Origin of the sequence: Actinophytocola oryzae (genome assembly GCF_004364325.1) — a bacterium.
Lineage (GTDB): Bacteria > Actinomycetota > Actinomycetes > Mycobacteriales > Pseudonocardiaceae > Actinophytocola > Actinophytocola oryzae.
Window position 1 is genome coordinate 22,593 of the sequence record NZ_SOCP01000020.1, and the last position, 12,645, is coordinate 35,237.

12 protein-coding genes and 1 pseudogene are annotated in these 12,645 nt (G+C 68.4%); 10 read left to right on the forward strand and 3 right to left on the reverse strand.

All coding sequences use genetic code 11. From position 1 onward, the window contains the following. From CLV71_RS37660 to CLV71_RS37670, 3 genes are read left to right on the forward strand one after another with little or no spacing between them, the layout of a single operon-like run. Positions 1–1,014, forward strand: coding sequence for an alpha/beta hydrolase (locus CLV71_RS37660; RefSeq protein WP_133907701.1), 1,014 nt, complete (start codon positions 1–3; stop codon positions 1,012–1,014). A 9-nt stretch (positions 1,015–1,023) separates the two neighbouring features. Beyond that, positions 1,024–2,817, forward strand: coding sequence for a fatty acyl-AMP ligase (locus tag CLV71_RS37665; protein WP_133907702.1), 1,794 nt, complete (start codon positions 1,024–1,026; stop codon positions 2,815–2,817). A gap of 1 nt (position 2,818) precedes the next feature. Next, positions 2,819–4,351, forward strand: a complete 1,533-nt coding sequence (locus CLV71_RS37670) for an ArnT family glycosyltransferase (protein WP_166664416.1) — start codon at positions 2,819–2,821, stop codon at positions 4,349–4,351. Positions 4,352–4,370: 19 nt separating this feature from the next. On the opposite strand, the gene CLV71_RS37675 is transcribed toward CLV71_RS37670, so the two are convergent. Beyond that, positions 4,371–4,985, reverse strand: a complete 615-nt coding sequence (locus CLV71_RS37675; protein WP_133907704.1) for a TetR/AcrR family transcriptional regulator — start codon at positions 4,983–4,985, stop codon at positions 4,371–4,373. Positions 4,986–5,066: 81 nt separating this feature from the next. On the opposite strand from CLV71_RS37675, the gene CLV71_RS37680 reads away from it, so the two are divergent. The 3 genes and pseudogenes from CLV71_RS37680 (at position 5,067) to CLV71_RS37690 (ending at position 8,292) form a co-directional block, all read left to right on the forward strand. Further along, on the forward strand, positions 5,067–6,329 hold the full coding sequence (locus CLV71_RS37680) for a hypothetical protein (protein ID WP_133907705.1): 1,263 nt from the start codon (positions 5,067–5,069) through the stop codon (positions 6,327–6,329). A 485-nt stretch (positions 6,330–6,814) separates the two neighbouring features. After that, positions 6,815–7,414: a site-specific integrase gene (locus CLV71_RS50800; protein ID WP_133907706.1), complete on the forward strand. Its 600-nt coding sequence runs from the start codon at positions 6,815–6,817 to the stop codon at positions 7,412–7,414. A 43-nt stretch (positions 7,415–7,457) separates the two neighbouring features. After that, a pseudogene (locus tag CLV71_RS37690) lies at positions 7,458–8,292 on the forward strand (IS5 family transposase). Positions 8,293–8,297: 5 nt separating this feature from the next. Here the strand turns inward: CLV71_RS37690 and CLV71_RS37695 are convergent. After that, positions 8,298–8,861 (reverse strand): helix-turn-helix domain-containing protein, encoded by a 564-nt coding sequence (locus tag CLV71_RS37695; RefSeq protein ID WP_208297951.1) that lies wholly within the window; start codon positions 8,859–8,861, stop codon positions 8,298–8,300. Between the two features lie 303 nt (positions 8,862–9,164). Between CLV71_RS37695 and CLV71_RS37700 the strand changes: the two genes are divergently transcribed. The 4 genes from CLV71_RS37700 to groL all read left to right on the forward strand — a co-directional run bounded on the left by CLV71_RS37700 (position 9,165) and on the right by groL (position 12,221). After that, positions 9,165–9,623: a toll/interleukin-1 receptor domain-containing protein gene (locus tag CLV71_RS37700; RefSeq protein ID WP_166664417.1), complete on the forward strand. Its 459-nt coding sequence runs from the start codon at positions 9,165–9,167 to the stop codon at positions 9,621–9,623. Between the two features lie 22 nt (positions 9,624–9,645). Next, positions 9,646–10,038, forward strand: coding sequence for a GNAT family N-acetyltransferase (locus CLV71_RS37705; RefSeq protein ID WP_133907708.1), 393 nt, complete (start codon positions 9,646–9,648; stop codon positions 10,036–10,038). Positions 10,039–10,212: 174 nt separating this feature from the next. Then, positions 10,213–10,506 (forward strand): co-chaperone GroES, encoded by a 294-nt coding sequence (groES, locus tag CLV71_RS37710; RefSeq protein ID WP_133907709.1) that lies wholly within the window; start codon positions 10,213–10,215, stop codon positions 10,504–10,506. A gap of 77 nt (positions 10,507–10,583) precedes the next feature. Next, complete coding sequence (gene groL / locus CLV71_RS37715) at positions 10,584–12,221, forward strand: chaperonin GroEL (protein ID WP_133907710.1); 1,638 nt, start codon at positions 10,584–10,586, stop codon at positions 12,219–12,221. Between the two features lie 66 nt (positions 12,222–12,287). Here the strand turns inward: groL and CLV71_RS37720 are convergent, their stop codons facing one another. Beyond that, complete coding sequence (locus CLV71_RS37720) at positions 12,288–12,587, reverse strand: WhiB family transcriptional regulator (protein WP_133907711.1); 300 nt, start codon at positions 12,585–12,587, stop codon at positions 12,288–12,290. Positions 12,588–12,645: the final 58 nt, after the last annotated feature.

Genomic DNA, 12,645 nt, shown 5'->3' on the forward strand with positions numbered 1-12,645 from the left:
ATGAGCCGACACGGAACACTGCGCCGCCGCACGGCGGGAGCACTCGTCGCGGCCCTGCTGGCCGGCGCCGTGCTGCCCGTTCCCGGTGCGGGCGCGACGCCCCGCGCGGACGCGACGGCCGACGACGGCGCGTGGGTGGTGCGGGAGACACGGATCGACGCACGGACGATCGACCTGGAGATCCGGTCACCCGCACTCGGCATCACCCCCGGCCTCGTCCGGTTGCTGACGCCACAGGGCTGGTCGAAGGGCGACGGCCGGACGTGGCCGGTGCTGTACCTGCTGCATGGCTGCTGTGACATCGCGGACTACAAGGCCTGGACGGAGTACACCGACGTCGAACAGTTCACCGAGGACAAGCCGGCGCTGATCGTGATGCCGACCGCCGGCCGGATCGGCATGTACAGCGACTGGTGGAACTTCGGGCTGTACGGCAGCCCGAGTTGGGCGACGTTTCACATGACCGAGGTGAGGCAGATCCTGGAACGGGGCTACGGCGCCGGTACCCGCCGCGCGATCGCCGGGCTCTCGATGGGCGCCTACGGGGCGATGGAGTACGCGAGCCGCTATCCCGGGATGTTCGGCGCCGCCGCGGCCTACAGCGGTGCGATCGACGTCCTCGCCCCGGGCATCCCCGAGGTGACGCAGGCGAACCTGGTCGCACAGGGGTTCCCGCTCTGGGGCGGGCTCTGGGGTGACCCACTCCTGCAGCGGGCACGCTGGGAGGACCACAACCCGGCGCTCAAAGTGGACAGTCTGCGGGGAACGCAGCTCTACGTCTCGTGCGGCAACGGGGTGCCCGGCCCGCTGGACACCGGCTTGATACCACCGGCCGTCGGCGCCCTGATCGAAAGCAACGCGCTGGTGAACACGCTGTTGTTCGTCGACAGGCTTCGCGCGCGGAACATCCCCGCCACGATCGACCTCTACGGGGCCGGCACACACACCTGGCCGTACTGGCAGTTCGCCCTCCACCGGTCGTGGCCGGTGCTGGCGAGCGGCATGGGCATCTAGGAGGACGCCATGACAACGAGTCCCGAGACATCCGAACCCACCCGGCGAGCCGACGTCACCGAGGACGCCGGCCACCCGACCCTGTCCGACGCGCTTCGCCACTGGGCGCGCACGCAGGGCGACAGGTGCGCGGTGACCTTCGTGGACTACCGCGTCCGCGACGCCGGCATGGCGACGTCGATGACGTGGCGAACGCTGGACGCGCGGGTGGACGCGGTCGCCGCCTGGTGCCAGCGGCGCGCGGTCCGCGGCGACCGCGTCGCGGTGCTGGTCGACCAGTCGCTCGACTACGTCGTCGCCTTCCTGGGGGCACTGCGTGCCGGTCTGGTCGCCGTCCCGTTGTTCGAACCGACTCCCCTGCCAGGACACGACGAACGGCTCGCCGCGGTGCTCACCGACTGCGCGCCGTCGCTCGTGCTCACCGCCCGGCGGCACGGGGACGCGATCGAGCGCTTCCTGACGCGCCGGGGGCTGTCCGGGCCCCGGATCGTCGCGGTCGACGTGGTGCCACTGGTGTCCGGCCACGACTACGACCCGGTCCCGCTGCGGCCGGACGACATCGCCTACCTTCAGTACACGTCGGGATCGACCCGCGCACCGGCCGGGGTGATGATCACGCACGCGAACGTCGTCGCGAACGCCCGTCAGGGCATGGCTTCCTACGGGTGTGAGCAGGCACTGACCACGTCCGTCAGCTGGCTGCCGCTCTTCCACGACATGGGACTCGTCCTCGGCCTCGTCTCCCCGGTCCACGGCGGGTTCCCGGCAACCCTGATGGACCCGCTCGCGTTCCTGGCCCGGCCACGGCGGTGGCTCGAGCGGCTGGCCGCGACGCGGGGGCCGGTGGTCACCGCCGCACCCAACTTCGCTTACGGCTACACCGCCTCCCGGACCACCGAGGCGGAACGTGCGGCACTGCGGCTGGACCACGTCGTCGCCCTCGGCGACGGCAGCGAGCCGGTCCTGCCGTCCACACTGGACACTTTCTATGAAGCGTTCGCCGACTGCGGGCTCCACCCGAGGATGCACCGGCACACCTACGGGCTGGCCGAGGCCGTCGTGCTGGTCTCGGTGTCCTCCGCGGGGTCCCCACCCGCCAGGGTGAGTCTCGACCGGACCGCCCTGGCCGCGGGCCGGGCCGAGGTGGTGGCACCCGGCGTCGGCTCCGCGTTGACGCTGGTGTCCGCCGGGCAGGCCGTCGGGCAGGAGATCCGGATCGTCGACCCGAAGACCGCAACCACGGTGCCGAGCGGTCACGTCGGCGAGATCTGGGTGAGCGGCCCGAACGTCGGCGTCGGCTACTGGGGCAGGGAGGAGGACACCAGGCACGTGTTCGCCGCGCAGCTCCGCGACGCCGAGGGCGGCATCGTCGAGCCGTGGCCGGAGCGGCCCGGCTGGCTGCGCACCGGTGACCTCGGTGTGCTGGTGGACGGGGACCTGTACATCACCGGCAGGCAGAAGGACCTGATCATCGTCGACGGGCACAACCACTACCCGCAGGACCTCGAGTACACCGTCGAGCAGGCGCACCCCGCCGTCCGCAGGCACGCGGTCGCGGCGTTCTCCGTCCCCGGCGACGAGGGCGAGCAGGTCGTGGTCGTGGCGGAACGGGCCAGACAGCTGGCGGCCGGGGACCTCGACGTGGCCGACGTCGCGGCGGTGGTCCGGGCATCGGTCTCGCAGCGGCACGGCTTGGCGCTGCGGGACGTGGTCCTCATCGGACCCGGTGGGCTACCACGCACGTCCAGCGGCAAGATCCAGCGGTCGGCGTGCCGGATCCGCTATGTCGAAAGGAGTTTCTGACATGCGGGAACCGATCGGCGTGCTGTCCCCGGCGGCTCCGGCCACCACGGACGGCACGCCGCCGCGACGGTTCGCGCGCCTGCCCGTGCTGGGCGTCGCGGCCGCGACCGGCGCGGTCCTGCTCGCGGTGAGCGGCAAGTTCGGCTACTTCGGTGACGAGCTCTACTTCCTGGCCTCGGCGAAGTACCACCCCGCCTGGGGTTACGCCGACAACCCGTGGCTGCTCCCGTTGCTGGCCCGGCTGTCGGACACCGTCGCGCCGGGTTCGGTAGTGGCGCTCCGGGTACTGCCCATGCTGCTCACGGTCGCCGGGGTCGTGCTCGCGGCGGCGATCGCGAGGGAGTTCGGCGGCGGCGCGCGGGCACAGGTCATGACCGCCGCGGCGTACGCCCTGTCCTTTCAATTGCTGGCCTCCGGTCACCTGCTCGCCACGTCCACTGTGGATCCTTTCTGCTGGGTGCTCGTCTGCTGGCTCGCGGCCCGGTGGGTGCGGACCCGTGCCGACCGGCTGCTGCTGTGCGCCTGCCTGGTCACCGCCGTCGCCATGCAGGGCAAGTTCCTGATCGCCTTCCTGTGGATCGGTCTGGTCGCCGGAGCCCTGCTCGCCGGTCCCCGGACGCTGTGGCGCCGCCCGGCGCTGTGGGTGGGCGGCGCGGTGACCGTTCTCGTCACCCTGCCGACCCTGGTCTGGCAGGCCCGGCACGACTGGCCCTACCTGCTCATGAACGCGGTCGTCGCCGAGCAGAACGACCGGCTCCTCGGCGGCACGGCCGGGATGGTGCCGCTCGCGGTGCTGATGGCCGGGCTGCCCGTCGGCGCGTTCCTGTGCTGCCACGGGCTGGTGGTGCTGCTGCGCGATCCCGAACTGCGTGCGTTCCGGCTCTTCGGCTGGGCGACCGTCGTGGTGACCCTGTTCTTCCTGCTCACGGCGAGCCGCTACTACTACGTCGCCGGGCTGTACGCGGTCCTGTTCGCCGCCTCGGCCGTCCGCCTCGAACGACGACCGCCGGCACGCTGGTGGCGCTGGGTGCCGACATGGCCGGTGTACGCGCTGTCCGTACCGCTGGCGGTATACCTGGCCCTGCCGGTCCGGCCGGCCACCGGCTTCACCGGCGTCGGGTTGGTGGACTTCGTCGGCAGCGGCAGCTACGGGTGGCCGAGCCTGGCGGACACCGTGGCGGAGTCCTATCGGGAGCTGCGCCCGGAGGACCGCGCGCACACGGTGGTGGTGGGCGACAATTACTGGCAGGCCAGCGCGCTGGCCGTGTACGGGGCGGACCGGGGACTGCCCGCGGCCTACGGCCCCGAACGCGGGTACTGGTACGCGGGCGCGCCGCCCGAGGACACCCGCCTTGTGCTGTACGCGGGCGGCGACCGGGGCACCCTGGCGCGGTTCTTCGGCGAGGTGCGGCAGGTGAACACCGTCCGCCTCGACATCAACGCGACCGTCGCGAACCAGGGCGTACCGGTGTGGTTGTGCGGTGCGCCCAAGGAGCCGTGGCCCCAGCTGTGGCAGCACATGCACCGGCCGTGACGGCAGCGGTCCGATCCGCTCAGCCGTAGATGGTCAGCCAGATCGAGCGTGCCAGCGCCTTCGCCACCGCCGGATCCGCCTCTGGGCCGGAGGCGGCGCAGTGCAGGGAGATCGTGCGCTCCACCATGGCCGCGAGGAGGCGGGCCGTGTTGGCGCAGTCGAGATCCACGCTGACGGTACCCGCGCGCTGCTCCTTCTCCAGCCTGCGCTGCTCGGTGTCGACGAACGCACCGACCTTGCCGAGCCAGTAGGACGCGACCTCGTAGTCGTAGCAGGAGACCTCGGCCAGTGCGGGCAGCACCTTCGGATGGGCGCGGTACACCCGCAGCATCGCCGTCATGGCACGCTCCACACCGGCCGGGCCGTCCGCGTGATCGGCCGCCCACCACGCGGTCGCCGCGTCGAACAGTCCCTGCAGCGCCTCGTCGGCCACTGTGATCAGCAGCCGGCTCTTGTCGGGAAAGTGCAGGTAGAACGTGGATCGCGCAATCCTGGCCTGCTCGGCGATGCGCTGCACGGAGATCTCCGTGTAGGGCGTGCCCGTGCTCAGCTCGTTCTCCACGGCCTCGACGAGCCGGCGCACGATTTCCTCGCGCGTGGGGCGGTTGCGCCTTGCTCTCGTCACCGACGCCATGACTGGATGATACGGCGCCCCGGAGGTCAATGGACACGTTGCCGACAGTCTGTCCACTCGATCTCGGCGGCTCGGCACTGCTTGGCCGTCGATGCTTCGCAAATCCAGTCCTACCAGGAGCTCCCCGCCCACATCTCACCGGCTCCCAACACCAACAGAGCCAACCCCGCCACCGACGCGCTTCACGCCGCGCGCACCCGAGACGATCTTGCTGAGATCACCTCATTGTGGCCGTGGCCATTCATGCAACTCGCTCAGCTGCTTTCGGAGACAGATGCTCCGCTCCGCAAGGTCGACCACAGCGGTGAACGCAAAGACGTGCCGGCACTTCTCGCACAGGCGGCACGGCTCGCGATCGAGACCCAGGAGTTCCGACAGAAGGTCCTGGGTGGACGGTCGGAGACGTTCGTGCTGGACGACCCGCATCGGCTTATGTCCGCCACGTTGGTGCTGAAGCCCACGACTCGCGCGGACGCCGCCATCGAACGCCAGCGGACCACCTCGTTGAAGAGGCATCTGGCCGCAACGCGTGCACCGGACTGGATGGTGGTGCCGGAGTCTCTCACCGAGGTGCCACTGGTCGCTCCCGGCGACGCGGACACGGTATACGTGACCAGACGCGCCAAAGGAACAAGTCTCGCCGAGTTCGCCGCGCAATTCCCGGAGAAAGTGACGCGGCACGTACCCAGGGTTGTCCGCTATCTCGCACGGATCCACGGCTGGTTGGAGACCGAGACCGCTCGAGCGCGCGGTGACCACTGGGCCGCGGTGCAATCCGTCGTCACCGAGTACGGCGATCGGATCGGCGTGCCGGACCCGAATCACCTCGGTGCCATGGTGGTGAGCGCCGTGCCGCACATCTTGCCGGCGGTCGCACGCAGGGACGCCCACGCAGAGAACTGGCTGGTAACGCCTACGAGCCAAATCGTAGCCCTGGACCTCGAAGGTGAAGAGGACCTTCCCCTGCTCTACGAAGTCGCTCAGTTCATCGAAGATCACGCACTGGTGCCGCTCGGGCCGGACGCCTGGTCGCTGCGGGCCGGGTTGTGCCAGGCATATCTACAGGAGTTTGGTCACACCTCGCTTGATGCGGCAGACGTCGAGTCCGCGTATCAGGCGTTCGCACTGACCCGTGCTGTCTTCGTCGCCGGCCACGTGCCGAGAAAGGTCGATCGGTCCTCGCCCAGCGGATCGCGCAGGTTCGCCGCCGATCGCGTACGTCATGCGGTCAAAGTCGCGGAGTGGGTGGCGACGACCGCGGCGCATCCCCTCGCTGAGTGCGCCGGGGAACTGTCCGGTCCATTGCGTGCTGCAAGCGATCTGGTCCTGGCTGAACTCGGCTGAAGTGCCGGTGATCAACCCCGACTAGAACGCGATCCAGCAGGAGCCGCTACCGCGAATTCGGCCTTCACAACCAACGTGCCCCCCGAAAAGCGCTGGCCAGCCCAGGTCCCATCCTTTGGTGATCCTGCCGGGGGCACCAACACGTCTGACCAGCAGCAACGCCCGCCAGTCGGCGCCGTTCGTTAGCGCATCGCCCAGTGACACACCAACTGTTGCATGCGCCCACTATCACCACCCCCGACATCCGGCGTGTCTAATCCCCCAACTCCATCCGCATCTACCTCACCGCCGTCAACCATCTCCGCACCTGCCTCGACTGCCACCAGCCCGACCCCGTCGAACTCGGCGACGTCCCCCGACCACATCCGGGCCTTCATCGCCGACGTCATCGAACGCACCAGCGCAGGCAACGCGCACACCCACACCGATCCTTGCGCGCCTGCTTCGGCCGACTCGTCCGCGAGGACGAGATCACCGTCAATCCGATGGCCAAGATCACCGCGCGATCGTCCCCGAACAGCCCGTCCCAAATCGTCCGCGACGACCTCATTGGCTCGCTCCTCGACACCTGCAACGGCCGTGACGCCCCGATCATCCGCCTGCTCCTCGACACCGGCGGCCGCCTGGGCGAGATCGCCGCCCTCACGGTCGACGACGTCGACTTCGACCTGCCCGTCGGCAACGTGGTCGGCAAGGGTCGCCGCGGCCGGGCGATCCCGTTCGGTGCGAAGACCACGCAGGCGCTCGCCCGGCACCTGCGGGTGCTCGCCAAGGAAAGCGGGGCACCAGAGAAGCTGCGCCTGTCGGACGCAACTGCGGCCCGACCCAGCCGGACGGCAACGCGATCGGGCTCATGCTCGGCCGACGCGCCCGCTCGCTGGGACGCACGTGCACGCGCACCGGTGGCGGCACACCCTCGCCCACATGTGGATGACCGAAGACGGAGACCCACCGGGCTGATGTGGATCATGGGCTGGAAGCCGAGCCCAGATATTGCACCGATCCGAGCACAGATCGCCCCGCGCCAAGCGGTCCTACACCGACGACCCGGCCGCATGCACCGCAGCCGCCCTAAGAACTCCTAACAATATTGATCTTGGAACAAGTTGGTCTCCCTGCACGTTGATCATGGTCGTGAGGAAGGGTGAGCAGCCGCCGTGGATCGTGTCCGACGAGCTTTGGGCGCGGGTCGAGCCGTTGTTGCCGGTCGTCGTGCCTCGACGTAGTGACCGGCCGGGTCGTCCTCGGTTGGATGACCGCAAAGCTCTGTGCGGCATCTTGTTCGTCCTCTACACCGGGATTCCGTGGGAGTTCCTGCCGCAGGAGCTGGGTTTCGGTCGGGTATGACCTGCTGGCGGCGGCTGCGGGACTGGAACGAGGCCGGAGTCTGGCAACGCCTGCACGAGAACCTGTTGGCCGAGCTGAACGCCGCGGGACAGTTGGACTGGTCGAGGGCGGTGATCGACGGCTCGCACCTGCGGGCCATGAAGGGCGGCCCAAAACCGGGCCGAGCCCGGTCGACCGTGCCCGACCCGGCTCGAAACACCACCTGATCACCGAAGGGCACGGCATCCCGCTACAGGTCTCGCTGACCGGCGGCAACCGCAACGACGTCACCCAACTCATGCCCTTGATCGAAGCCGTTCCGCCGGTACGCGGCCGTCGTGGCCGGCCGCGACGACGACCAGACACGGTGTTCGCCGACCGCGCCTACGACCACGACAAGTACCGCAAACAGGTCCAAGCGGTCGGTGTCACACCGGTCATCGCCCGCCGAGGTGTCGCACACGGCTCCGGGCTGGGCAAATACCGCTGGGTCGTCGAGCAAACGTTCGCCCTGCTGCACTGGTTCCGACGGTTACGCATCCGATGGGAGATCCGCGACGACATCCACGAAGCATTCCTCCGCCTCGGATGCGCCATCATCTGCTTCCGCCGAATGATCAACCTGCAACTCTGTTAGGAGCTCTAAGTGCAACCTCGGATGATATTGCTGATCACGACATGGAAAAATTGGCCGGGCTCGATGATGTCGACATCTCTGATAGAGATATTTGGATCAAGGTTGGCGGTCAGGATGTCGGCCCGCAGGCAGTAACGCTCCATGCGGACTGTCTCGGCGTCGTGGACCAAACCTTCCATGCCTGCTGATCGCGTGTCGACTACTTCCCGTGCTACCGCCTCGACGCGGTCCATGAGTAAGCGGCCGATACGAGCGACCAACTCTGTGTGTCGGTTGGCGCGCATACGCACGTCGATGACAGCCTGCTCGACGTAGTCGGCCACGGAATCGCGGTTGACAGGAGTGGCGGTCTGTTCGCCATAGACGAGGTAGTCGAGACTGACACCGAAGAAGTCCGCGAGGGCCAAGAGCTTGTCGAAGCCAGGTCTGGTCCGGCCGCGGCTGTACTGGGACAGCGCGGCCGCCGTTACGCTAATGGAATCAAGAATGGGCTGACGATTCCGGCTATACCCACCGCGTTCGATCAGGCTGTTGAGCATTGTCTCCAGCTTGACTTCTCTCTTGATCACTTCACCGCCTCCTGTCGCACGTGTTTTACTTGTCGGCGCATGCGCCTCGCGTGTTAAGTCTGACTCGACATCCTTTAAGTAGTGCTAGGCGTAGCTGCTGGACGTCGATGCTAACTCTCTTAATATGGGTTGTACACAGAAGTGGTGGCGGACGTCGTCGAGGCAGTTGTCGGGAATTTTAGTACAGATGTATGACAATGTTCGGAAACGTGTCGGGAGGGCGGCGCTATGCAGGCAATTGGCGGTACGGGGAACGAATGGGCGTCGACAATCCCCGCCGAAGCGCGGCCCTGTCGGGTGTTCGTGTCCTACGCGAGGGTCGACGAGCGGTACCGGAAACGGCTCGACGTTCACCTGGCGCCGCTCGTGCGTGCCGGGCTGATCGAGGTCTGGAGTGACCGGACCATCGCGGCGGGTGCGGACTGGGAGCGGGACATCCAGCGGGAGCTGGCGACCGCCGACATCGTGATCCTCCTCGTCACGCCGAACTTCGTCGCGTCGGCGCACTGCTTCGAACGTGAGCTGCCCGTGGCCATGCGGCGCCACGCGGACGACGGGCTCCGCATCCTCCCCGTGCACGTCAAGTCCGTCGACCACGCCAACCTGCCCATCGGGAGGTTCCAGGGACTGCCAACAGACCTGCGCCCGATCAGCGCGTGGCGGGACGCCGACGACGCGTGGCTCCAAGTGGCGACAGGGGTGCGCCGTGCGACGGAGGAGATCCTGTCCGGCCACGTCACCAAGCCGTCGGTAGCGGGTTGACACCGGGTGCCTAGCCTGAGGCGTGATCGACTACCAGTGGCGAGGCGCCTTCGACAACGCCGAGGTCAACGTCCTGCACGCCGAGGGCTTCGCGCACGACGTCCTCGACGACGACTGGTGGACGCGGGTCAACCGCCACAGTCTCGGCTGGGTCTGCGCGCGGCGATCGGGCGTGCTCGTCGGTTTCGTGAACGTGGCGTGGGACGGCGCCGTCCACGCGTTCATCCTCGACACCGTGGTCGCCGCCACGGCGCGGCGGCAGGGAGTCGGGCAACAGCTCGTCACGCACGCCGCGAGAAACGCGAGCGCCGCCGGATGCGACTGGCTCCACGTCGACTTCGAGGAGCGCCTGCGGCCGTTCTATCTCGACAGCTGTGGATTCCGGCCTACAGAGGCGGGTCTGCTCGCCCTGTGACGACCCGACCACCCCGAACGGGGACCCTCGTTGCAGCTTTAGCAGTCCCGTGGGTAGAGTGCCAACAGCACGGCACCGACACCGCCCCGACCCCCGCGACGGCGGGGTGGCAGGAGCCGCAAGCAACACAGGTAACTGCCAACGCTTTCGAAACGACCCGTGGAGGTCATCGCGGTGAGCGTGAACATCAAGCCGCTCGAGGACAAGATCGTTGTCCAGGCGAGCGAGGCCGAGGCCACTACTGCCTCCGGTCTCGTGATCCCGGACACCGCCAAGGAGAAGCCCCAGGAGGGCAAGGTTCTGGCCGTTGGCCCGGGCCGGGTGGACGACAACGGCAACCGCGTCCCGCTGGACGTGAGTGTGGGTGACGTCGTCATCTACTCCAAGTACGGCGGCACCGAGGTCAAGTACAACGGCGAGGACTACTTGATCCTCTCCGCCCGCGACGTGCTGGCTGTCGTCAACTGACGCGTTCCGGCTAACTCACAGCGCCCCGGTACCCCGAAACGGGGCGGCCGGGGCGCTGTGTGCAAGAAAGGTAGAACATGCCCAAGCAGATCAGCTACGACGAGGACGCTCGTCGTGCGCTCGAGCGGGGGGTGAACAAGCTCGCCGACGCGGTGAAGGTCACGCTCGGCCCACGCGGCCGGCACGTCGTCCTCGCCAAGAAGTTCGGTGGGCCGACCGTCACCAACGATGGTGTCACCATCGCTCGGGAGATCGAGCTGGACGACCCCTTCGAGAACCTCGGCGCGCAGTTCGCCAAGAACGTCGCCACCAAGACCAACGACATCGCCGGTGACGGCACGACGACCGCCACCGTTCTCGCTCAGGCGATGGTTCGGGTCGGCGTCCGGAACGTCGCCGCGGGCGCCAACCCGATGGCGCTCGGCCAGGGCATCCAGCTCGCCGCCGACGCGGTCGTCGAGGCCCTCAAGGCCAAGGCCACGCCCGTCAAGGGGCGCGACAACATCGCCCAGGTCGGCACCGTCGCCTCGCGTGACGCCTCGATCGGCGCGCTGCTCGGCGAGGCCATCGAGAAGGTCGGTGACGACGGCGTGATCACCGTGGAGGAGTCCTCCACGATGGCCACCGAGCTCGTCATCACCGAGGGCGTCCAGTTCGACAAGGGCTTCGTCTCGGCGTACTTCGTCACCGACCCCGAGGCCCAGGAGGCCGTGCTCGAGGACACCTACGTCCTCCTGTACCGGGAGAAGATCTCCTCCCTCAACGACCTGCTGCCCATCCTCGAGAAGATCGTGGGGGCCTCCAAGCCCGTGCTGATCGTCGCCGAGGACGTCGACGGCGAGGCGCTGTCCACGCTCGCGGTCAACGCGATGCGCAAGACGATCCGCGCGGTCGCCGTCAAGGCGCCGTACTTCGGCGACCGCCGCAAGGCGTTCCTCGACGACCTCGCGACCGTCACCGGTGGCACCGTGATCTCCTCGGACGTCGGCATGAAGCTGTCCGAGGCCGACCTCGACGTGCTGGGCACCGCTCGGCGCGTGGTCGTCACCAAGGACGAGACCACCCTCGTCGACGGTGGCGGCACGAAGGACGCCGTGGCCGCGCGTGCGGAGCAGATCCGCCGCGAGATCGACGCGACCGACTCCGACTGGGACCGCGAGAAGCTGCAGGAGCGGCTGGCCAAGCTGTCCGGCGGCGTCGCGGTGATCAAGGTCGGTGCCGCAACCGAGACCGAGCTGTCGGAGCGCAAGCACCGCATCGAGGACGCGGTCGCCGCCACCAAGGCCGCGGTCGAGGAGGGCATCGTCCCCGGCGGCGGCTCGTCGCTGATCCACGTGGCCAAGGAGCTGACCGCCCTGGCCGACGAGCACTCCGGTGACGTCGCCACGGGTATCCGGCTGGTCCACGAGGCGCTGGCCGCGCCGCTCGTGTGGATCGCGAACAACGCCGGGCTCGAGGGCCCGGTCGTCGTGTCCAAGGTCCGCGAGCTGGATTGGGGCCACGGCCTCAACGCGGCGAAGCTGACCTACGGCGACCTCGCCGCCGACGGCGTCGTCGACCCGGTCAAGGTCACGCGCTCGGCGGTCACCAACGCGGCGTCCATCGCACGCATGGTGCTCACGACCGAGGCCTCGGTCGTGGAGAAGAAGGAAGAGGAGCCCGAGGCCGCCGGTCACGGCCACGGACATGGCCACGGCCACGGTCCTGGTTTCTGACCCCGCCTACGACGAACGCCGCGTCCCCCACCGGACGCGGCGTTCGTTCGTTCCTGGCCGTCCTGTCTACGTGGCCACGGCTAGCGTGCGCTTCTCCACCTTGATGATGGCCTCCCGCTCACCCTCGGAGAGGCCACCCCAGATCCCGTACGGCTCGTGCACCGCGAGCGCGTGACGACGGCACATCTCCAACACGGGACACGCCTGGCAGATCGCCTTCGCTCGTGCCTCGCGCCGGGCCCGCGCCGGGCCGCGCTCACCGTCGGGGTGGAAAAAGAACGCACTGTCCATGCCGCGGCAGGACCCATCGAGCTGCCAGTCCCACACGTCCGCGTTGGGCCCGGGGAGCCTCCGAGTGTCTGCCATGGTGACCGCCTCCCTCGCCGGCTGTTCGCACTGACCGGCTACTCCATTCGGTGCAGCG

Coding starts and splice junctions, on each gene's coding strand:
- CLV71_RS37660 (WP_133907701.1), top strand. CDS start 1: ATGAGCCGACACGGAACACTGCGCCGCCGCACGGCGGGAGCACTCGTC.
- CLV71_RS37665 (WP_133907702.1), top strand. CDS start 1,024: ATGACAACGAGTCCCGAGACATCCGAACCCACCCGGCGAGCCGACGTC.
- CLV71_RS37670 (WP_166664416.1), top strand. CDS start 2,819: ATGCGGGAACCGATCGGCGTGCTGTCCCCGGCGGCTCCGGCCACCACG.
- CLV71_RS37675 (WP_133907704.1), bottom strand. CDS start 4,985: ATGGCGTCGGTGACGAGAGCAAGGCGCAACCGCCCCACGCGCGAGGAA.
- CLV71_RS50800 (WP_133907706.1), top strand. CDS start 6,815: ATGGCCAAGATCACCGCGCGATCGTCCCCGAACAGCCCGTCCCAAATC.
- groL (WP_133907710.1), top strand. CDS start 10,584: ATGCCCAAGCAGATCAGCTACGACGAGGACGCTCGTCGTGCGCTCGAG.
- CLV71_RS37720 (WP_133907711.1), bottom strand. CDS start 12,587: ATGGCAGACACTCGGAGGCTCCCCGGGCCCAACGCGGACGTGTGGGAC.